Source organism: Streptomyces sp. NPDC021225 (genome assembly GCF_044332865.1).
In the GTDB taxonomy this organism is placed as follows: domain Bacteria; phylum Actinomycetota; class Actinomycetes; order Streptomycetales; family Streptomycetaceae; genus Streptomyces.
In genome coordinates this window covers 221,138-240,313 of sequence record NZ_JBIRPV010000010.1, presented here as the reverse complement: position 1 = coordinate 240,313, position 19,176 = coordinate 221,138, and the positions used below count along the sequence as shown (strand labels likewise).

Sequence of the window (19,176 nt, the reverse complement as noted above, 5' to 3'; positions counted from 1 at the left end):
GTTGGGCACGATGCCCAACCGCCCTTCTCGCTGGTTCCGGCCCGCCACCGGGATCCAGACCCGCATCGCGCCAGGCTCACGGTTGGCCCAGGCGTAGTACGGAATCGCCGTCAGCTCGACCGAGCCGTCCGGCCGCCGCGGGCGCGTCCCGTGCGGCGCATACGGCCATCCGCCGGCGTCCGGCGCCGGAAGCCGATCGCCGGAGGCGGCCACGGCGACGATCCCGCCCAGCAGGTCGGGACGGTCCTGCTCGGTCAGCGGCGCAAAGGGGTCGAGGGCGATGCCGTCGGGGTCCAGGCCATCGGGCTGGTCGGTCTGCTCCAGGCAGTACACCAGCGGTCCGCGCTCGATGGCGACGCAGCCGCGGACGGCGTCGACGCGAGGGGACGGGGCCGTCGGCCGGGGCGGCATCGCGAGGGCGAGCCGGACGGTGTCGCCGGGGGCGAAGGCGCGCGTGAGGCGCAGCCAGCCGTCCTCCACCCGGGCCTCTGCCGGGGTGCCGTCGACCGTGAGCGTGTGGTCCGTGCACCAGGCCGGCAGGCGCAGGGAGAGCGTGCGCTCGGCCTCGGGAGCCTCCTGGACGGTCACCGTCACGGTGCCGTGCCACGGGTACTCGGTGCAAACGCCCACGGTCAGGTCGCCGCCGCCGTAGGTGCCGGTGGCGTACTGGTGCAGCTGGAGGCCGTTCGCGTCGGTGCTGGCCACGTAGTGCGGCAGGCTCGCGAGCAGGCGCATGACGTTGGGCGGGCAGCAGGCGCACCGGAACCACGGGGTGCGGTGGGCGGTCTGGTCGCCGGGGCGCTCGTGCGGGCGGGCCCGCAGATGGAGCGGGTTGATGTAGAGCCAGGTGTGGCCGTCGAGGCCGACGCCGCCGAGGAAGCCGTTGAAGAGGGTGCGTTCGACCAGGTCGGATCCCGACCTCGGCCCCGACTGGTCCACCCTGCGCCGCCCGGCCACCGGCGACTGGCTCGAACCGGCACCGGGACGGCTGCGCATCCGGGGCGGCCAGTCACCGGTGGGCCGCCGCTCCCCCAGCCTGCTCGCCCGGCGGGTGACCGCACGGCGCTGTTCCTTCGAGACGAGCCTGACCTTCGCCCCGCGTACCCCCGACCACCTGGCGGGACTGACCGCTTACTACAACACCCGCAACTGGCACTACCTGTACGTCATGGCGCGGGACGACGGTTCGCCCGTCCTGCGGGCCCTGAGCTGCGAGGCAGGACAACTCACCGCGCACGACCCGGCGATCCCGCTCGAACCGGGCCGCCCGGTCGTGCTGCACGCCGCGCTCGACGTGCCGGTCCTGCGTTTCTCGTACGACACCGGCGAAGGGCTGCGAACGCTGCCACTCGAACTCGACGCCACTGTCCTCTCTGACGAGCACGCGGACGAGTTCCATGACGGACAACTCCGGGTCCTCGGCTTCACCGGAGCCATGCTGGGACTGTGGGCGCAGGACCTCGACGGCGCCGGTGTGCACGCGGATTTCGCCTACGCCACGTACCTGACCACCCCGGACGGCCGCGCCTGACGATCGTGGACCTGGAGCGCGTCCGTCTCTTCTGCGTTCTGCAACCTTGCGGACACGCACACGCGGCCCGGTGGTGCCCCGGGCCGCGTCGCGGTGAGTGGGTCAGGCAGTGGGCAGTTTCTCCGACGTGGTGGAGGCTTCCTTGGCGGCCTGTCGACGGGTGGTCAGGGCGCTGCCGACGAAGACGGCGACCAGCGCGCAGATGATCAGGCCGATGACGGCCGCATGGCTGACATGGACCGCGCCACCGAGGAGGAGACCGGAGACTCCGAAGTCGGCATCGGAGAAGGTGGAGTTCTGCAGCCCGACGTCGCCGAGGTAGGGCAGGACGAGCAGCGGAAGGAATGTGATCATGAGGCCGTTGACCATGGCACCGAGCACCGCGCCGCGTCGTCCTCCCGTCGCGTTGCCGAGGACACCGGATGCGGCGCCGGTCATGAAGTGGGCGACGATGCCGGGGATGATGATCGTTCCACCGACGGCCACGAGGATTCCCATGCCGATGAGTCCACCGACGAAGCTGGACAGGAAGCCGATCAGTACGGCGTTCGGGGCGAAGGTGAAGACGATCGGGACGTCGAGGGCGGGCCGGGCGTTGGGGACCAGCTTCTCGGAGATGCCCTTGAAGGCGGGGATGATCTCGGCGAGCACCACGCGGACGCCGGCCAGGATGATGAACACGCCGGCGGCGAACTTGCCGGCCTGCATGACGGCCCACAGCAGGTACCACTGGCCGCCGCTCAGCTTGTCCTCGACATAGCCGGGCCCGGCCACCAGGGTGACGAGCAGATAGATGACACCCATCGAGCTGGCGATGACGACGGTGGTGTCGCGCAGGAAGCCGAGCCCCTTGGGGATCTTCAGGTCTTCCGTGGACTTCTCGGGGTTGCCGAAGAGCTTGCCGACCAGACCGCTGGTGGCTATGCCGAAGTTGCCGGTGTGGCCGAGCGCGACATTGTCGTTCTTGGTCGCCTTGCGCATCCACGGCTGGACGAGTGCGGGAGAAAGCGTGGTGATCAGGCCCTGGGCGATGGCGCCCCAGAGAACGGCCTGCCAGGAGCTGAAGCCGTTGGCGATGAGGATCACGGCGATCATGGCCGCCAGGTACAGGGCGACATGCCCGGACATGTAGATGAACTTGAACCGCGTGAACCGCGCCAGGAGCACGTTCACGACCATGCCGAAGAAGAAGATCAGCGCGGCCTGGGATCCGTAGTCGGTGAGTACCTTGCCGACGATCGCCTCGTTGTTGGGCACGACGCCCTGCACACCGAAGGCGTGCTGGAACATCTCGCCGAACGGGGTCAGGGCGTCGGAAACCACTCCGGCGCCCGCCGCCAGGACGAGGAAGCCGACGAACGCCTTGGTCGTCCCCTTGATGGTGTCGGAGAGTGACTTGCGTTGCAGGAGGAGGCCCAGGAGGGCGATCAAGCCGACGATGACGGAGGGTTCACGGAAGACATCGAGAAGGTTCTGCAGAACGCTGTTCACTGACAACACCTCTCTTCGGGCACGACGAGGCCGTGACTGCGGGGATGGGTGGGTGCCGGACGGGGCGGCGAGGGGGCGCACGGCCGGACTGGCTGGTGGTACGGCCCGTTGATCGACGCGGAGAAGAGGGGGGCGCCGAGTGCTGTGGGCTGGAGGCGCGCGGGGCGGCGGCCGGCCGCTGTCTGCTGCGGGCGTTGCCGCCGCGTCGGGATGCGCTGTGTGGGGACGAACGAGTGGGTCCGGGTCAGAGGAGCCCGTGCCGGGTGGCGGCAGCCTTCACCGCGTCGCGCAGTTCGTCCATGTCGATGATGCTGTTCAACACGACCACGTCGCCCAGTCCCTGGGTGGCGTCCTCCAGGTCCTTCGCGACGAAGAACACGTCGGCGCTGTCCGGTCCGGCGGAGCTGATGTCGGAGTGCTCGACGGTGACGTCCGAGAGCCCCAGCTCACCGACGATGGTCTCGATGTTCATGCGCACCATGAAACTGCTGCCGAGTCCGGTGCTGCACATGGCCAGGAACTTCATTGGGACTCCTCGAACTGAGTGATCAACTTGGCGACATCGGGCGCGGTAGGCGCGTCTCGCAGAGCTTGACGCGTGGGTGCGTCCGACAGGATGCGGGCGAGGGACGCCATGGCGCTCATATGCGCCTCGGCGTCGACCGCCGCGAAGCAGAAATAGAGGTCGACCGCGTGCTCCGGTTGGTCGAGCAACGGGGCGGGCTCGCGCAGCCGGAGCATGGAGATGGCGGTGCGTACGGCCCCGCTCTCGGGCCGCGCGTGGGCCAGGGCGATGCCGTGGCCCAGATCGATGTACGTTCCGCCGGCTTCGATCGACTCCAGCATGGCCTGGACATAGCCGGGGGTGATGTCACCCGCGTCGAGGAGCGGCCGGGCGACCTGGGTCACGGCCTCTCGCCAGGTCAGCCTGTCCTGGGAGAAACGTATCTTCTCCTCGGTCAAAAGATCACTCAGCATGTGCACCTACGTGGTTGTTCTCAAGGCCGCTGGGGACGACTACTCGACATCGGCGACGATGTCGAAGGAGAGTTCCGCGGTCTCGGGGAGGAATTTCGACGTGCCGTGGATGACCGGTCTGCCGCCCGGCTCGAAGACACATGAGGTGGCCAGCAGCAGCGGAGACTCCTCGGCCACGCCCAGCAGGGCCGCCTCGCGCCCGTCGCAGATGTGCAGGCCCACGACGATCTCGTTGCGGGCGAGCAGCACATCATGGTGCGCGCGCAGATAGGCGTAGAGCGATGTGGAGGTGAAGTCGGTCGTCAGGACATCCGGGAACCGCTCCTCCTCCACATACGACTCGGCCAGATGGTGCACCACTCCGTTGACCCGGCGCACCCGCTCCAGCCGGATGACCGACGCGGCCCGGCTGATGTCGAGCGCGTCCGCCAGCCGCGCCCCGGCCCGCATACGCTCCTGCGCGACCACCTCGGAGGTGACGGTGTGACCCTGGCGGGCCAGCTGCGTGTGGAAGCCGGTCACCTCGTTCACGAACCGCTCGCGGTGCTTCAGGTTGTAGCGCGGGTGGGTCACGAAGGTGCCACGGCCGTGCTCCCGCACGAGGTATCCGTCCTGGACCAGCTCGTCCACGGCGCGACGCAGTGTGATGCGGCTCACTTCATACTCCGCGCACAGCACACTCTCGGCGGGCAGCTGTCCACCCACGGGCAGGTCACGGACGCGGCGCAGGAGGTGGTCACGTACTTGCGCGTACTTGTGCCCCGCCATCCCTGATCTCCTCATCGAGTTCATGTGTCATCGAGACGTCATGATGACTACAGGTTGCTGAACGCGTCAATAGTCGCAACCGAAGCGAAATACGGGCACCGGCCGGCGCCCATGCACCGGCGCACCTCCCCGTGACCTTCCGCTGAGCTGTGAGGTTCCCCTCCCGGCGGATCCCTGGCGCTTACACGGAGATATCGACTACGTTTCCGAAGTCATCATGACGTCATGACCTCTCCAAGGAGTCTCCGTGACTTTCGCAACAGAGCAGACGGCCATGCCCTCGCAAGGCCGGGCGGGGCGCGTGCTCGACGAGGCGGACGAGCGGGCCATCGCCGCGGCGCGAGCCCTGGCGGTGGACGCGGTCGAGGCAGCCGGCTCCGGCCATCCGGGCACCGCGCTGGCTCTGGCCCCCGTTGCCCACCTGCTGTTCCAGCGCCACATACGGCACGATCCCGCGAACGCCTCATGGGAGGGGCGCGACCGCTTCGTGCTCTCGTGCGGGCACGCGAGCATCCTGCAGTACACGCAGCTCTACCTCACCGGCTACGGGCTGGAACTGGACGACCTGCGGCGCTTCCGACAGCTCGGATCCCTCACGCCGGGCCACCCCGAGTACGGGCACACCACCGGGGTGGAAACCACAACCGGGCCGCTGGGCCAGGGGGTTGCCACCGCCGTCGGTATGGCCATGGCCCTGAAACGGGACCAGGCCCGGCTGACGGGGGCCGACGCGACCGCGGACGGCGTTCCCGTCCGCACCGTGTGGGTGCTGTGCTCCGACGGCGATCTCCAGGAAGGCATCTCCTACGAAGCCGGGGCTCTGGCCGGCCGCCACCGCCTGGACAACCTGGTGGTGATCTGGGACGACAACAGCATCCAGATCGAGGGTTCCACGGGCCTGACCACCCGGGAGGACACCGTCGCCCGCTTCACCGCCCAGGGCTGGTTCGTACAGACGGTGGGTCTCGCCGCCGACGGTGACATCGACACCGACGCCCTCGACACCGCGCTGACCATGGCCCGCGCGCACACCGGCCGGCCCAGCCTCATCGCCCTGAAGTCGCAGATCGCCTTCCCCGCCCCGAACGCGACCAACACAGCCGCGTCGCACGGCGCCCCCCTGGGCGTGGCCGAAGTGGCCGCGCTCAAGGCGCTGTTGGGCATCGTCGACGATCCGTTCACCGTTCCGGCGGAGGTGTTGCGGCACACCAGGCGTGCCGTCTCCCGAGGGGCCGAACTGCACCGCGCCTGGAACACGGCGCTCGCCGAGTGGGCGGCCGCGCACCCCGAGCGTGCCCGGGCACGCGCACACGCCATCCGGCCCATCGACACCGCCGGGGCCGCCGACGCCCTCCCCGTGTTCGAGCCGGGAACCCTCGTCGCACCGCGGGACGCCTCCGGCAAAGTCATCCAGTCCCTGGCCGACGCGCTGCCACGGCTGTGGGGCGGTTCGGCCGACCTCGGCGACAGCAACCGCACGACCATCACCTCCGGTGGTTCGTTCCTGCCGGCCGACGAGCCGACCGACGAGGGCAGCGGGCGGGGCCTCCACGGCCGCAATATCCACTGGGGCGTTCGCGAGCACGCGATGGCCGCCGCGCTGAACGGCATCTCCCTCGTCGGCTACGACACCCCGTTCGCCGGCACCTTCCTGGTGTTCAGCGACTACCAGCGGCCCTCCTTGCGGCTTGCCGCCCTCATGAGCCTCCCGGTGGTCCACATCTGGACGCATGACTCCGTGGCCCTCGGCGCGGACGGCCCCACCCATCAGCCGGTGGAACACCTCGCCGGGCTGCGGGCCATGCCCGGTCTGTCGGTGGTCCGCCCGGCCGATGCCACCGAGACCGCGGCCGCCTGGCTGAGCGCACTCGGCCGCCCCGGGCCGGTCGGACTGGTACTGGCCCGTCAGGCGCTGCCCGTACTGCCGACACCGGCCGACGAGGTGCGCGAGGGAGTGGCCCGCGGTGCCTATGTGGTGGCCGACACCGACGGCGCCGTGGATGTGGTGCTCCTGGCCAGCGGCAGTGAGGTGCCACTCGCCCTGGAGGCCCGGAACGCGCTCGCCCAGCGGGACGTGGCGGCGAGGGTCGTTTCCGTTCCGTGCAAGGAATGGTTCACCGAACAGGACGCCGCCTACCGTGACGCGGTACTCCCACCGTCCGTCCGGGCCCGTGTCGTCGTCGAGGCCGCGTGTGCCTTCGGCTGGCACGACCTGCTCGGCGAGTACGGCCGCACCGTGACCGTCGACGGCTTCGGAACCTCCGCACCCGCGGCACAGGCGATGGCCGCGGTCGGCATGACCGAAGGCGCCGTCGTAGCGGCCGCCCTGGAATCCCTCTCCGCCGCGAGGTCCTGAAACGCCGTCGGCGTCCAAGGCCCGAGCGGTAAGGGTGGCCGCCCTGCGCGCGGCCACGCCCAGCAGTCCGACTCCCCCCCCAGACAAAGGAGCACTCACGATGCCCCAGCGTGTCGTCACCATCGGTTCCCGCAGCGGGCTGCACGCCCGACCCGCGACCGCGTTCGTCCAAACCGCCGCCAAGCAGCCGGTCAAGGTGACCATCGCCCGCGACGGCCGGGACCCCGTCGACGCGCGCAGTCTCCTGTCCGTACTGGCACTGGGAGCCGCCCACGGCGACTCGGTGGTGCTGGCCGCCGAGGGGGACGGCGCGGAGGCGGCCCTGGAGGAGCTGGCCGTCCTGCTCACCCGTGACCACGACGCCCAGAAGGAGGGCTGACACCCGATCCCGTCGCCCACTGCCCCCGCCCCGCAGCCGCCGACAGCGACAGCAGGGCGGGGCACCGTCGATATCCCCCGCGAAGCGAGGTCATCGTGAACACGCGCCCACGCCGTGCCCTGCGTGACACCCGGCTCGTCATCTTCGACTGCGACGGAGTTCTGGTGGACACCGAACGCATAGGCCCCGCGATTGTGGCGGAGATGGCCACAGAGGCCGGCTGGCCCCTCACACCCGCGCAGGTACGGCGGCGGTTCCTCGGCAGGCCCGAGTCGTATCTGTACGAGCAGGTCCGCGCCCACGCCACCGTCCCCCTCGGTCCCGACTGGCTCGGCGTCTACCGGAACCGGGTCCGCGACGCGTTCGCCGCCCGACCGCACACCATGCCCGGTGTCCGAGAACTGCTGGACTACCTCGACCTGCGCCAACTCCCCTACTGCGTGGCTTCCAGCGGCAGCCACGAGCGCATCGAACACTCCCTGACGGCCACCGGCCTCATCGAACGGTTCACCGGCAAGGTGTTCAGCGCCGATGACGTCCCCCGCGGCAAACCCGCCCCGGACCTCTTCCTCCACGCGGCCCGCAGCCTGGGCTGCCCCCCTGCCCACTGCCTCGTCGTCGAGGACAGCCCGGCCGGCGTGGACGCCGCGCTCGCGGCAGGCATGCCCGCCGTCGGCTACAGCGGCGGTCCCACCGAACCCGGCGTCCTCTCACACGCCACGCTCGGCGTCATCCCGGACCTCACGCACCTCATGGTCACCGCGGCCGGCTGACGAGCAATCGCCTCAACGCAAGCGTTCCACCGACACCCTTCAGGCTCAGCGTTCCAGGACCAGCGCCATGCCCTGGCCCACCCCGATACACAGCGAGGCGAGACCGATACCCGAACCGGCGGCCGCGAGCTGATGGGCCACCGCGCCGGCGAGGCGGGCACCCGAGGCGCCGAGGGGGTGTGGTGCCGAGGGGTGCGCACCCGGCGCTGAGCCCGCTACTCCTTGACGCCGTCGGGCACCAGGAGAACAGGGATGTCGCTGATGTGTGTCACCGCGTCGCTCACCCGCGGTGTGAACCAAGCGGTGAACATGTTCCGCCGATGAGGGGCGATCACCAGCAGGTCCGCCCCGACCTGCCGCACGGTCTCGGTGATGATGCCGGGCACCTCACTGACCGTGCCGGCCGCGAGGTGGCCTTCGGAGCGGAGGCCGGCGTCGACAACCGACGCGACCGCGGTGTCGAGCACCTGCTGCGCCACGTCGGTGTCCTCCAAACGCACAGCGGCGTAGCGCTCGATGTCCATGACGGCGATGTGGAGAACGTGCACGACGCCACCTGAGGCCTGCGCCAGGCGAGTCGCTGTGCGCAGGGCGACGGCACCGCCTGTGCTGGAATCGAAGGCAACCACGATGTTCTGGAACATGAGTCAGTCCTTTGAAGGCTGAGATCTTTTCGGTGTGGGACAAGGGGACGCGACGGCGCCTCCCGGATGGCCGGTCAAAGCGTGGCGACAGCGTCCGAACCGGTCGCGGCCGACACCCCGGCGGAAGGGAAGTGAGGCAGTACCGTTTCGGCGAGTTCCTGGAGAATCTCCTCGACGGGACGGTCACCGGGGCGCAGGTTGAAGGAGACGTGGCTGACACCGAGCCCGCCCATCTCCCGCAGGTGGTCGACCAGAGCCTCGGATCCGGTACGCAAGCCGAGCCGGATCGGGGTCGCGGCGACGGCCGGATCCTCGGCGAGGTCCAGTTGCATCGGGGTGAGGTACGGCTTGGGGGCCCCGGCGGTGAGCTGCTGCCACTCGCGGGTCTTCAGTCGCAACGCGCCCAAAGGCCGGGGGTAGTTGAGGGACGCGTCCGCGTTCCGCGAGATCCACTCCGCGGACTGCTGGGCGTGCCCGGCGATGGCGATGGGGATGGACCGACCCGTCGGCTTGGGCAGCACCTCGAGGTTGCGATCGGCGCCGAGCCCGATGTCGGGCAGGCTGATGCCCTGCCCGCTCGGCCGGGTGGCCCAGGCAGCGCGCAGGATCTCCACGTTCTTGCGGAACGTGGCACCGCGGGCCGCGAAGTCCGCACCGAACAGGGGATACTCCACCGGCCGGTCGCCGCTGGCCAGCCCAAGGATGAACCGACCGCCGGAGAGGACATCGACCGTGGCCGCCGCCTTCGCGACGAGCAGCGGCTGCCTCAGCGGCAGCACGATGGCGGCGGTCCCGAGCACGGCCCGCTCGGTGACTGCCGCCAGATGCCCCAGATGCGTGAACGCCTCGAAGACGGAGCCGGCGTCGCCGAACTGCTCGGGGTCGTACAAGGGAACATCCCGGACCCACAGGCTCGCAAAGCCCAAGGTGTCGGCGAGGCGGGCGAGTTCGGCGTGACGGGTCAGGTCAGGGACACCGAACGGGCGGCCGGCAGCCCGGTCGGCACGCAGGCGCGTGTTGCCCCAGTCGTTGTCGAGGGGGAGCTCAAGTCCCAGAGTCGGCAGACCCGCGGGGTTCACGAGCCGCTCCAGGGCCGTGGGAGTGGGAGACATCAGAGGGACTCCTTTCAACGTCGGTAAGGACGGTGCGGATCCGTCCCGCACGGGTCGGTCGGGACGGGCTAGTTGAGGGTGTCCGGGTCCGGACCGGTGCGCAGACCACGGTCGAGGGCGTTGATGGCGGCCATCTCGTCGTCCGACAGAGCGAAGTCGTAGACGTCGAGGTTTTCGCGAATGCGGGCGGGCGTCACAGACTTGGGGATGACGATGGAGCCGAGCTGCAGGTGCCAGCGCAGCACGACCTGTGCGGGCGACTTGCCGTGCCGGGCGGCGATGGTGGTGATCGGCTCATCGCCCAGGACGGCGCCCTGCGCGAGCGGACTCCACGCCTCCGTGGCGATGCCGAGTTCCGCGTGCAGGGCGCGCAGCTCGTTCTGCTGGAGGCCGGGGTGCAGCTCGATCTGGTTGACGACCGGCACCAGGTCGGCGCCTTCCAGCAGGCGCCTCAGGTGCGCCGGCTGGAAGTTGGACACGCCCGCGACCCTGATCCGTCCGTCGGCAGCCAGCTTCTCGATGGCCTTCCACGACTCCCGGTACAGGTCACGGGCCGGGGTCGGCCAGTGGATCAGGTAGAGGTCGACGTAGTCCAGGCCCAGCTTGTCCAGGCTGGCGTCGAAGGCCTTGAGCGTGGCGTCGTATCCCTGGTCGGCGTTCCACAGCTTGGTGGTGACGAACAGGTCTTCGCGAGCGATGCCGGAGCCGGCGAGGGCCTTGCCGACTCCCGATTCGTTGCCGTAGATCGAGGCGGTGTCGACGGAGCGGTAGCCGGCCTCGAGGGCGGTCGTGACGGCTGCGGCCGTCTCGGCGTCGGGGACCTGGAAGACGCCGAAGCCGAGCTGGGGGATCTCGACGCCGTTGTTGAGGGTGACGGTGCTGGGGGTGCTCATGGTGTGTTGCTCACTCGGTTCGTGGTGTTCGGGTTCTGGTCAGGCCGGGCCGACCCGGGGTCAGTGGCCGATCGGGACGCTGGTCTGCCGAGCCGGTGTGGAGCCGGCCACGACGTTGCCGGCGGCCGGGCGCCGCCTGCGACGGTCGAGGAAGGCGGCGAGGAAGGACAGCAGCAGGGCGCTGCCGGAGAGCAGGGCGCCGACCCAGTTCGGCGAGGTGTAGCCGAGCCCTGCCGAGATCACCACGCCACCGAGCCAGGCGGCCAGTGCGTTGCCCAGGTTGAAGGCGCCGATGTTGGCGGCGGAGGCCAGGGTCGGGGCGGCCGAGGCCTGGTCGAGGACCCACTTCTGGAGCGGCGGCACCGTGGCGAACCCGAGCGCGCCGATCAGGGTGAGGGTGATCGCGGCGAGGACCTTGTTGTGGGCGGTGGCGGTGAACAGCAGCAGCACTGCGGCCAGGGCCGCCAAGGTGGTGAAGAGCATCGGCATCAGGGCACGGTCGGCGAACTTGCCGCCGAGCAGGTTGCCGAGGAACATGCCGACGCCGAACAGGACGAGCAGCCAGGTCACAGCGGCCTCGGGGTAGCCGGCCACCTGGGTCATCATCGGGGTGATGTAGGTGATCGCCGCGAAGACACCGCCGTAGCCGAGGACGGTCATCGCCATGGCGAGCCAGACCTGCACGTTCTTGAAGGCCGCGAATTCGGCGCGGACGTTTCCGGCCTTGGGTCTGCCCTGCTCGGGGACGAGCTTGGCGACGCCGAGGAGGCCGATGATGCCGAGGGCGGCGACGACGGTGAAGGTGACGCGCCAGCCGACGACCTGCCCGATGTAGGTGCCGCCGGGGACGCCGATGACGTTGGCCACCGTCAGGCCCATGAACATCAGGGAGATTGCGGAGGCCTTCTTCTCGGGAGCCACCAGGTCGGCGGCGACCACGGAGCCGATGCCGAAGAACGCTCCGTGGGCGAGCGAGGCGACGATCCGGCCGATCAGCATGACTCCGAAGCTGGGCGCGAGGGCCGAGAGGGCATTGCCCACGACGAACAGGCCCATGAGGAACATGAGCATCTTCCGGCGGGACACCCTGGTGCCGAGCACGGTGAGCAGCGGGGCACCGATGACGACGCCGAGGGCGTAGCCGGACACCAGCAGGCCGGCGGTGGGGATGCTGACGCCGAAGTCGTGTGCGACCTGGGGCAGCACGCCCATGATCACGAATTCGGTGGTGCCGATCCCGAAGGCCCCGATGGCCAGGGCCAGGAGCGCGAGAGGCATGGGGAGAGATACCTTCCAAGCGATTGCATTAGACGCTTACAGTCGCCCACAATAGTTGCAGACGCGGGATACATGCAAACGATGGATGATGTAGATTGAATTTGCCATCGTGTGCAACTATTGATAGCGCGAGGCAGGCCCGCCGACGAAGGAGGCTCCCGTGACTGCCACCGACCCAGCCCTTTCCGCTCTGGCCCAGGGCTGGTACGCCCTCTCCCTGCTGCACGGCAAGATCGAGACGCACCTCGAACGCGCCCTGGGAACCGATCACGGCCTGAGCGCCCGCGAGTACTCGCTACTCGACGTGCTCAGCCGACAGCACGACGGAGACGGCGGGCATCTGCAGATGAAACAGGTCGCCGACGCCGTCGTCCTCAGCCAGAGCGCCACCACCCGCCTGGTCACCCGCCTCGAGGACCGCGGACTGCTGTCCCGCTACCTGTGCCCCACCGACCGCCGCGGGATCTACACCAACGTCACCGACGCCGGTATGGAGCTGCTGGAGGCGGCCCGTCCCGCACACGACACCGCCCTGCGTGCGGCACTCGCGGAGGCAGCCCGGGATGCAAGGCTGGAGCCGCTGGTCCGGGCGGTGCGGTCACTGCCCACGCGGGTCGCCGTCGCCGCCTGAAAGGGGCGCGTCCCGCGTCACCGGCCGGAGGCTCGTCGGGACGAATCCTCCCGAAGCGGACCGCATCGACGAGCGTTGCGGTGTTTCAAGGGCAGTCACGTACTCCGAGGCCGGCGCGGGCAGCCAAGCCCGCCTGAGCGGAGGGATTTCCCACGGAGTTCATCTTCAAGGACGAGGCCTTCACGTTCGAGACGCTCCGTGCCGTGGGATTCGCCGGGGACGCCGGTGCCGACATCGGCGAGGTCATCGTGACCACGGCACAGATCCCCGAGGGGGATGAGGACGCCTGGACCGCCGTCTGGAAGTCGACCGCCGAGCGCACTGCGAAGCGGGGTGAGGATTCGCTTGCGGCCGGCGACCCGGTCAGCGCGCGCGAAGCGTTCCTGCGCGCGTCGAGCTACTACCGGTCGGCCGAGTTCTACCGCCGTCAGGATCCACTCCATGACCCCCTGTTCGTGTCCGCCAACCTCCGCAAAGACAGCCCTCAGCGTAGACGCACACTTGCCGGGCGAGAGGGGCCACTGACCAGCCGGGCGGGCGAGACACGGCCCACGGCTTCTTCATCCGGGACGAAGATGTCGTGGGTTCAAACCCCGCCACCCCGACAGTGCAGTACCAGGTCAGGGGCCTGATCCGCTCAGCGGGTCGGGCTCCTGAGTGGTTTCTGGGGGGCTGTTAACACCGTGCCCACAAGCTCGTTACAAGCACCGCCGACACGGAGTAAACGTGCAGATGGTGACCGACCCGGTCGGGCGGCTGCTGTGGATCTCGCCGACGATACCCGGCCGCGCGCACGATCTCACTGCGGCCCGCGCCCACCGGATCATCCGGATCTGCGAACGCCAGGGCGTTCCCATCCTCGCCGACCACGCCTACATGGGAGCTGGCCCGCGGGTGACGACACCCCTGACCGCAGGTCCCGGTGCAGTCCGAATCGAATGTCGTCAATCTCCGCGGCCGTGCTCACTCTGGAGCGGCAATGCTGAAAGAGCTCATTGACTCAGCCGCCGCTCTTGCGCCGGAACGACCGCTGGCTCGCAGCCGGGCCGTTCGCCCTACGGACCTTCGACGCCTCAACGTTCGCAGTGAGGTCAGCGGCGTCCGCCTGCGCACCGCGCTTGCGCGCCAGGGCCTCCCGGAACTTGCGTTTCAGGTCGTAGTGGCCGTCGCTGTCGGGCACCAGAGCGGACGTCTCGGGGTCGGTCGGCTCCGAACCTTCTTTGGATTCAGACTCTGCGGTCATGGCGACCTCCTGGGTTCGGGCAGTGGGAAGCACAGCTTGTCATGCCGGGCACACCACGAGGGCGTTCATCTCGTAGGAGTACGCGCAGGAGGGTTTCGGGCCGGGCTGGGGGTTCTCCGTTCCGGGGTCGGATGTATTCGATGATCAGGGCAGCGGCTCTCAGCCGCCGCGACGCACCCGGGCCGCCTTGCGGGCTTCGGCGAGCTTGCGGGCCTCGCCCGCCTTTCGGGACTTGCCGCCGGCGCCGCGGGAGGTGTCCTTGCTGGTGCCCAGGCCGCGGAAGGGAGCGTTGGTGTTCTTGGGCCGGGGCGCGGCGGGCCCGCCGTCGAGCGGGGTGCCGGAGGGGGCCTTGGCCCCGGTGATCCGGCTCAGCTCCGCCTCGCCCGAGCGCACCTTGGTGATGGTCGGCTCGATGCCGGCCTCTGCCATCAGCCGGCTCATCTCGCGGCGCTGGCCCGCCAGCACCAACGTGACGACGCTGCCGGACTCACCGGCCCGGGCGGTACGGCCCGCGCGGTGCACATAGTCCTTGGGGTCGGTGGGCGGGTCGACGTTGACCACGAGATCGAGGTCGTCGACGTGCAGGCCACGGGCCGCGACATTGGTCGCCACCAGGACGGTGATCTGGCCGTTCTTGAACTGCGCCAGGGTCCGTGTGCGCTGCGGCTGGGACTTGCCGCTGTGCAGGGCCGCGGCGGGCACTCCGCTGGCTCGCAGATGCCGGGTGAGCTGGTCGACCGCGTGCTTGGTGTCCAGGAACAGCAGTACGCGGCCGTCACGGGCGGCGATCTCCGTGGTGACGGCGTACCGGTCGGGGCCGTGGACGACCAGAACATGGTGGTCCATCGTCGTGACTGCGCCCGCGGACGGGTCGACCGAGTGGACGACGGGGTCGTGGAGGTAGCGGCGGACCAGGTGGTCGACGTCGCGGTCCAAAGTGGCCGAGAACAGCATCCGCTGACCGTCGGGGTGTACCTGGTCGAGCACCTCGGTCACCTGCGGCAGGAAGCCCATGTCGCACATCTGGTCAGCCTCGTCGAGGACGGTGATCCCTACCCGTCCCAGGCGGCAGGCCCTGCGCTCGATGAGGTCGTGCAGACGGCCGGGGGTGGCGACGACCACCTCGGCTCCATGGCGCAGCGCAGCGGCCTGCCGGCCGATCGACATGCCGCCGACGACCGTGGCCATCCGCAGCCGCAGTGCCTCCGCGTACGGCGCAAGCGCCTCGGTGACCTGTTGGGCCAGCTCTCGGGTTGGCACCAGGATCAGAGCCAGGGGCTGCTTCGGTTCCGCGCGCCGCCCAGCCGTCCGTGCGAGCAGCGGTAGGCCGAAAGCGAGCGTCTTGCCCGATCCGGTGCGCCCGCGCCCCAGGACATCGCGTCCCGCGAGGGCGTTGGGCAGCGTGGCTGCTTGGATCGGGAAGGGCTCGCGCACACCGAGTTCGCTGAGCGTTCGCAGCACCTCGGCTGGTAGTTCCAGGGCGGCGAAGGAAGCGACCGGGGGCACCGCTGGCGCAGTGGCCATGAGCGGGGCGAGATCGCTGTGCGAGGTGCCGGGGAGGTCAGGGTGATTCATGAAGAGCCTTCCGCATGCGAACGTACCGAGGAAGGCCCGGTAGGAATGAGCAGTCGATGAAACAAGAGGAACCGGACAAGCAGGATCGCCAACCGTCTCGAGCACGCAAAAGCATCAGGCTAACACGAAGTGACAGCCTCGCGTCCCGAGATCGCGGCCCGGCGGTCTCGGCCTCAGCCGGGTGCCGTCTGCCCGCTGCTTCCCCCGGCTGTCAGCCTCTGCGGGGTTGCGCCCTCGACAGCCGCCTTGTCGTCTCTTCCAGAAGGCCGAGTGAGATCTTCTCGCCGGATCCACGTACGGTGAACGGTGGCTCTTCGGGATTCTTGCCGGGCAGTTCGACGGAACGCTTCTGATCCCGTTCCAGCCAGAGCTTGATCAGGTTGATGACGCCGCTTCCGGCACCGCGTGTGCTCAGGATGAGCACCCATTCCGTCAATGCACCCTTCTGCTCGGCAAGAGGTACGGCGCGTTCTTCGGTGACCAGTCCCGCGACAGCGTCCGTATCCTCCATGAACTCTTCGCAAGGCACGCAAAGCTCAGCAAGTTGGCTCCGCAGTCGCTGAGCTTCGGCTTCCGCATGCCGGAGCCTTCGTTCCAGGCCAGCGCGGGACGCCGTCGTCTGTGACTGCTGTCGCTTCGGCTCCGTCGCGCGTGGGATCAGCCATCCGATGCGCTGGTAGGCCACAATCCACCGGACGTAGGGACAGGTGTAGCAGAGGCACTCGGGTTCTGGGCTCGGCCAGCCCTGTGAGAGCATCCGCCGCATGTGGCCCTGTTCGCGGTGATCAAGAGCAGTCGGGGTCGACGCGCAGTACTCCTCGAACTCCTTGGTCATCTCCTCAACTCGCTCGGCGCGGCACAGGCGAGGTCCGCCTTCAGGTTTCCACTGCAACTCGGGAGCGATGACATCGGTGATGTGGCCACAGGCCAGAGTCACCTTCCAGAACGCACTGGCATGCGGCTCGTCATGGCGGATCAAGGCCCACGTATGAGGATCCATCCCTCCGCGAGGCTCCACAGGGTCCGCGGGAAAAGTAACTTCCCTGCGCTCGCCCCACTCCACGATGTCCCGGTACTGCGCGGGCGGAGCGTCATCATGGACGCAGAGCATCTGCCTCTTCTGCAGCCGCTCGTACTCGGGGCCGCGCCATTGCCGGTCAATCGGCAAGCTCTCCTCGCCGAGTGTCAGGACTTCGTCGATGCACCCGCAGTCCAACTGGACACGCCACCGGTAGCACTGCCCCGCCTCTGGCACCAACAGTGCGCCCAACGTCGGCGGAAGTCGTTCACGTAACTTGGCGTTGGACTCCTCGAACTCGCGCAAGGCTTGCTTGCGCGGCCTCGCCCTTCCTGGCAACGACCGCCTCACCGCGACAGTCGCCGAGCCAGAGATCGCTTCGGGACTATCGTCGCCCCCAGTTGGGTGAATGGGCATGTCAGAAGTCCCCCCAGCCTGAGTGGGACTCCGGCCCGTACGGGCTCCATCCCGTCAGGTACAGCCTCAAATCATCCGGTTTCGGCTCACGTGGAGTTGGCATCCCAGGAAGCCGCAGCAGCGGATCGATCGCTTCAATATGGCTCCGTGCCCAGGCCAGCCACTCCCTCGCCGAGGCGACTTCCGACTCCTCGGACCCCACCGCCTTGGCGATGCGCCTTTCCAGCGCCTCGCAGTACTGGTGCAAGACCGCGACTTCCCGCAACTGTGCAGCCTGTTCGCCGAGTACACGAGCCAGCTGGGCCTGAACGGCTCGCTGTTTCGCCGCAGCCATGGCTTCTTGCCAGCGGGCCTTGCGCTCCTCTTTCGCCCGCTCCTCGTCCACCTTGCGCTGCGCGTCCTCGACCGCGCGAGACTCGACCTCCTGGAGTACCGCGCCAAGGACGTCTTCAAGCGCCCAGCGCTTGCGGTCGGCCCATTGCCTCCGGCGAGCGGAACGGCTATAGCCGAGTTCGAGCATCAGCTTCTCGCTGCGCTCCGGATCCATAGCCTGTGGACTCTCCTGCTTAATCGTCACGGTGTACGTGAAGCCGTCGACGACCAGGTCCAGTTCGCCTTCGCGGCGCGAATAGCTCGGGGGCACGTAACGCCCGTTGTAGGAGTATCCGCGGCTGCGGTAGCGATCAGGAACGGGGCGCTCCTCCACCCTGTGTCCCCGCCGTACGGCTTCAGCAGCAAGCCCCTGGAGCACCCGGAGGGCACGGCGGCGCGGTTCCGTCGGCATCACGAGCCGACCCTCATCATCGCGCATTGCGGCCACGACCCGGTGCGGTGAGCGCAACTCAACGGGTACCGGGACCTGGGGCGTGTCTTCCGGCATCTGCCGACCGGAGTTGGGATGGAGGCCGTCGAGAAGCGAGATCTGCAGGTCCCGGGTGCAGTTGAACATGCGGGACTTCTCGACGCGCTTGCCGGACGGGACGAGTCCGTGTCGCTTCGCGAAATCGATGACGCGTCGCCACTCCACCACCTGGGCTTCGTCGGGTGCGTGGATGATGACCTGCCGCTCCGCGACAAGCTGTGCGATGAGCTGAGTCGCCTTCGCCCGCCGCGCTACGGGGATGGGCCTCTCGACGTACGACGCCACGCCCTTCGCCGTCTTCTTGGCGCCCTTGCGCGTGCCGCGTCTGGTCGCTGCAGCCCGCTGCTCGGTCTCACGCTTCACCTTCGTGGTACGACTCTGCGACTCCCGAGTCGACGACGTGGTCTGCTTATCCTCAGCCGTGTGCCCTGGATGGTCCGGGTGGTGACCGTGCTTGAGGTAGAACTTCCCAGCCTCGGTCACCTCTGCCGACGAACCTCCACGGCTACGGCGTACCACCAGCAGTCCGCGGTCGCGCAGCGCGTAGGCAGAGCGCCTGTCGCTCAGCTCCTGCGCGCTCAGCTTCTCGCCTGCGGCCAGGCGACCGAGAAGCGCTCGTTGCCGATCATTCAAAGGGGACCAGCGATGCATGGCATCAGCTCACACGCTCCCGCCCAGGCAGGCAATCACTCGTTCGGGTCAAGCCACCTCAACGGCAAGCCATCGCATTGCCTCACCGATGCCCTGGCCATCGACGAGGACGTGGTGTGGGCGGTCGATGTCACCGACGGCATCGCCGCTTTGCTGGTCAACCTGCTACTCAACCACGGACCGCGGCTGATCCGTCGCACTGGCAGCCCGAGATCCTTCCGGACACCCGTTCAGGAGTCGTAGCGCTCGGTTACCACAATCGTCGTCCCCGCGAGCACCGTTCCGACTGGCGTCTCGGCCCAAAGTCCCGGTCGACCAGGTCCGGCGGGCGGGGCGCCGACGGATTGGGCACCGTGGTACGGCGCCGCTGGCCCCGGATGACGCCTTCCAGGCCCAGCTCGCGCATCAGCCGCTCCACCGTGCCGCGGGCCACCACCACACCCTTGCACCGCAGGGCCCGGGAGATCCCGCCGGACCTCGTAGGTGCCGCCCGATTCGGTGTGGATCTCCTCGATCAGCGGCATGAGCTGCTCGTCGCGCAGCCGGCGGGCCGGCTTCGGCCGCTTCTTGCGGGCG

Annotated in this window: 20 protein-coding genes and 3 pseudogenes; 8 read left to right on the top strand and 15 right to left on the bottom strand. The window is 68.9% G+C overall.

Annotated features, from left to right (window positions below):
- Positions 1-60: 60 nt before the first annotated feature.
- Positions 61-996 (bottom strand): annotated as a pseudogene (locus tag ACH4S9_RS35020) (beta-L-arabinofuranosidase domain-containing protein); the annotation flags it as partial.
- Here ACH4S9_RS35020 and ACH4S9_RS35015 point away from each other — a divergent pair.
- On the top strand, positions 893-1,531 hold the full coding sequence (locus tag ACH4S9_RS35015; RefSeq protein ID WP_398375587.1) for a hypothetical protein: 639 nt from the start codon (positions 893-895) through the stop codon (positions 1,529-1,531). The pseudogene ACH4S9_RS35020 and the gene ACH4S9_RS35015 sit on opposite strands and share 104 nt — an antisense overlap.
- A 102-nt stretch (positions 1,532-1,633) precedes the next feature.
- Here the strand turns inward: ACH4S9_RS35015 and ACH4S9_RS35010 are convergent, their stop codons facing one another.
- The 4 genes from ACH4S9_RS35010 to ACH4S9_RS34995 all read right to left on the bottom strand — a co-directional run bounded on the left by ACH4S9_RS35010 (position 1,634) and on the right by ACH4S9_RS34995 (position 4,768).
- Entirely contained in the window at positions 1,634-3,022 is a 1,389-nt protein-coding gene (locus tag ACH4S9_RS35010; RefSeq protein WP_398375585.1) for a PTS ascorbate transporter subunit IIC, read from the bottom strand.
- A 244-nt stretch (positions 3,023-3,266) separates the two neighbouring features.
- Positions 3,267-3,548: a PTS sugar transporter subunit IIB gene (locus ACH4S9_RS35005; protein WP_311730520.1), complete on the bottom strand. Its 282-nt coding sequence runs from the start codon at positions 3,546-3,548 to the stop codon at positions 3,267-3,269.
- Positions 3,545-4,000, bottom strand: a complete 456-nt coding sequence (locus ACH4S9_RS35000; protein WP_358848738.1) for a PTS sugar transporter subunit IIA — start codon at positions 3,998-4,000, stop codon at positions 3,545-3,547. The genes ACH4S9_RS35005 and ACH4S9_RS35000 overlap by 4 nt, the downstream gene beginning before the upstream one ends.
- Positions 4,001-4,039: 39 nt before the next feature.
- Positions 4,040-4,768: a GntR family transcriptional regulator gene (locus ACH4S9_RS34995; protein WP_311730522.1), complete on the bottom strand. Its 729-nt coding sequence runs from the start codon at positions 4,766-4,768 to the stop codon at positions 4,040-4,042.
- A gap of 274 nt (positions 4,769-5,042) precedes the next feature.
- Here ACH4S9_RS34995 and ACH4S9_RS34990 point away from each other — a divergent pair, with 274 nt between their 5' ends.
- From ACH4S9_RS34990 to ACH4S9_RS34980, 3 genes are all read left to right on the top strand, one after another.
- Positions 5,043-7,124, top strand: coding sequence for a transketolase family protein (locus ACH4S9_RS34990; RefSeq protein ID WP_398375635.1), 2,082 nt, complete (start codon positions 5,043-5,045; stop codon positions 7,122-7,124).
- Between the two features lie 100 nt (positions 7,125-7,224).
- On the top strand, positions 7,225-7,503 hold the full coding sequence (locus tag ACH4S9_RS34985) for an HPr family phosphocarrier protein (protein WP_358848737.1): 279 nt from the start codon (positions 7,225-7,227) through the stop codon (positions 7,501-7,503).
- Between the two features lie 95 nt (positions 7,504-7,598).
- The gene (locus tag ACH4S9_RS34980; RefSeq protein ID WP_385345907.1) at positions 7,599-8,276 is read left to right on the top strand and encodes an HAD family hydrolase; all 678 of its coding nucleotides are present in this window, start codon (positions 7,599-7,601) and stop codon (positions 8,274-8,276) included.
- A 45-nt stretch (positions 8,277-8,321) separates the two neighbouring features.
- On the opposite strand, the pseudogene ACH4S9_RS34975 reads toward ACH4S9_RS34980, so the two are convergent.
- From ACH4S9_RS34975 to ACH4S9_RS34955, 5 genes and pseudogenes are all read right to left on the bottom strand, one after another.
- Positions 8,322-8,456 (bottom strand): annotated as a pseudogene (locus ACH4S9_RS34975) (3-oxoadipyl-CoA thiolase); the annotation flags it as partial.
- Positions 8,457-8,491: 35 nt separating this feature from the next.
- Complete coding sequence (locus ACH4S9_RS34970; protein ID WP_311730525.1) at positions 8,492-8,920, bottom strand: universal stress protein; 429 nt, start codon at positions 8,918-8,920, stop codon at positions 8,492-8,494.
- 74 nt (positions 8,921-8,994) lie between these two features.
- Positions 8,995-10,032, bottom strand: a complete 1,038-nt coding sequence (locus ACH4S9_RS34965) for a TIGR03571 family LLM class oxidoreductase (protein ID WP_311730526.1) — start codon at positions 10,030-10,032, stop codon at positions 8,995-8,997.
- A 68-nt stretch (positions 10,033-10,100) separates the two neighbouring features.
- On the bottom strand, positions 10,101-10,925 hold the full coding sequence (locus ACH4S9_RS34960; RefSeq protein WP_398375582.1) for an aldo/keto reductase: 825 nt from the start codon (positions 10,923-10,925) through the stop codon (positions 10,101-10,103).
- 60 nt (positions 10,926-10,985) lie between these two features.
- Positions 10,986-12,203: an MFS transporter gene (locus tag ACH4S9_RS34955; RefSeq protein WP_311730528.1), complete on the bottom strand. Its 1,218-nt coding sequence runs from the start codon at positions 12,201-12,203 to the stop codon at positions 10,986-10,988.
- A gap of 160 nt (positions 12,204-12,363) precedes the next feature.
- Between ACH4S9_RS34955 and ACH4S9_RS34950 the strand changes: the two genes are divergently transcribed.
- The 3 genes and pseudogenes from ACH4S9_RS34950 to ACH4S9_RS34940 form a co-directional block, all read left to right on the top strand.
- The gene (locus ACH4S9_RS34950; protein ID WP_398375580.1) at positions 12,364-12,834 is read left to right on the top strand and encodes a MarR family winged helix-turn-helix transcriptional regulator; all 471 of its coding nucleotides are present in this window, start codon (positions 12,364-12,366) and stop codon (positions 12,832-12,834) included.
- Positions 12,835-13,037: 203 nt separating this feature from the next.
- Entirely contained in the window at positions 13,038-13,466 is a 429-nt protein-coding gene (locus ACH4S9_RS34945; RefSeq protein WP_398375578.1) for a hypothetical protein, read from the top strand.
- Positions 13,467-13,533: 67 nt separating this feature from the next.
- Positions 13,534-13,820, top strand: a pseudogene (locus ACH4S9_RS34940) (transposase family protein); the annotation flags it as partial.
- 14 nt (positions 13,821-13,834) lie between these two features.
- On the opposite strand, the gene ACH4S9_RS34935 reads toward ACH4S9_RS34940, so the two are convergent.
- From ACH4S9_RS34935 to ACH4S9_RS34920, 4 genes are all read right to left on the bottom strand, one after another.
- Complete coding sequence (locus tag ACH4S9_RS34935; protein ID WP_398375576.1) at positions 13,835-14,077, bottom strand: DUF5302 domain-containing protein; 243 nt, start codon at positions 14,075-14,077, stop codon at positions 13,835-13,837.
- Positions 14,078-14,236: 159 nt separating this feature from the next.
- Positions 14,237-15,652, bottom strand: coding sequence for a DEAD/DEAH box helicase (locus tag ACH4S9_RS34930; protein ID WP_398375574.1), 1,416 nt, complete (start codon positions 15,650-15,652; stop codon positions 14,237-14,239).
- A gap of 211 nt (positions 15,653-15,863) precedes the next feature.
- Complete coding sequence (locus ACH4S9_RS34925) at positions 15,864-16,976, bottom strand: hypothetical protein (protein ID WP_398375572.1); 1,113 nt, start codon at positions 16,974-16,976, stop codon at positions 15,864-15,866.
- 112 nt (positions 16,977-17,088) lie between these two features.
- Positions 17,089-18,600, bottom strand: coding sequence for a hypothetical protein (locus ACH4S9_RS34920; RefSeq protein WP_398375570.1), 1,512 nt, complete (start codon positions 18,598-18,600; stop codon positions 17,089-17,091).
- Between ACH4S9_RS34920 and ACH4S9_RS34915 the strand changes: the two genes are divergently transcribed.
- Positions 18,595-18,843: a hypothetical protein gene (locus ACH4S9_RS34915; protein ID WP_398375569.1), complete on the top strand. Its 249-nt coding sequence runs from the start codon at positions 18,595-18,597 to the stop codon at positions 18,841-18,843. The two genes, ACH4S9_RS34920 and ACH4S9_RS34915, sit on opposite strands and share 6 nt — an antisense overlap.
- 7 nt (positions 18,844-18,850) lie before the next feature.
- On the opposite strand, the gene ACH4S9_RS34910 is transcribed toward ACH4S9_RS34915, so the two are convergent.
- Positions 18,851-19,054, bottom strand: coding sequence for a hypothetical protein (locus ACH4S9_RS34910; RefSeq protein WP_398375634.1), 204 nt, complete (start codon positions 19,052-19,054; stop codon positions 18,851-18,853).
- Positions 19,055-19,176: the final 122 nt, after the last annotated feature.

Coding starts and splice junctions, on each gene's coding strand:
- ACH4S9_RS34920 (WP_398375570.1), bottom strand. CDS start 18,600: ATGCATCGCTGGTCCCCTTTGAATGATCGGCAACGAGCGCTTCTCGGT.
- ACH4S9_RS34915 (WP_398375569.1), top strand. CDS start 18,595: ATGCATGGCATCAGCTCACACGCTCCCGCCCAGGCAGGCAATCACTCG.
- ACH4S9_RS34965 (WP_311730526.1), bottom strand. CDS start 10,032: ATGTCTCCCACTCCCACGGCCCTGGAGCGGCTCGTGAACCCCGCGGGT.
- ACH4S9_RS34970 (WP_311730525.1), bottom strand. CDS start 8,920: ATGTTCCAGAACATCGTGGTTGCCTTCGATTCCAGCACAGGCGGTGCC.
- ACH4S9_RS34960 (WP_398375582.1), bottom strand. CDS start 10,925: ATGAGCACCCCCAGCACCGTCACCCTCAACAACGGCGTCGAGATCCCC.
- ACH4S9_RS34990 (WP_398375635.1), top strand. CDS start 5,043: ATGCCCTCGCAAGGCCGGGCGGGGCGCGTGCTCGACGAGGCGGACGAG.
- ACH4S9_RS34995 (WP_311730522.1), bottom strand. CDS start 4,768: ATGGCGGGGCACAAGTACGCGCAAGTACGTGACCACCTCCTGCGCCGC.
- ACH4S9_RS34935 (WP_398375576.1), bottom strand. CDS start 14,077: ATGACCGCAGAGTCTGAATCCAAAGAAGGTTCGGAGCCGACCGACCCC.
- ACH4S9_RS34955 (WP_311730528.1), bottom strand. CDS start 12,203: ATGCCTCTCGCGCTCCTGGCCCTGGCCATCGGGGCCTTCGGGATCGGC.
- ACH4S9_RS35000 (WP_358848738.1), bottom strand. CDS start 4,000: ATGCTGAGTGATCTTTTGACCGAGGAGAAGATACGTTTCTCCCAGGAC.
- ACH4S9_RS35005 (WP_311730520.1), bottom strand. CDS start 3,548: ATGAAGTTCCTGGCCATGTGCAGCACCGGACTCGGCAGCAGTTTCATG.
- ACH4S9_RS34985 (WP_358848737.1), top strand. CDS start 7,225: ATGCCCCAGCGTGTCGTCACCATCGGTTCCCGCAGCGGGCTGCACGCC.
- ACH4S9_RS34930 (WP_398375574.1), bottom strand. CDS start 15,652: ATGAATCACCCTGACCTCCCCGGCACCTCGCACAGCGATCTCGCCCCG.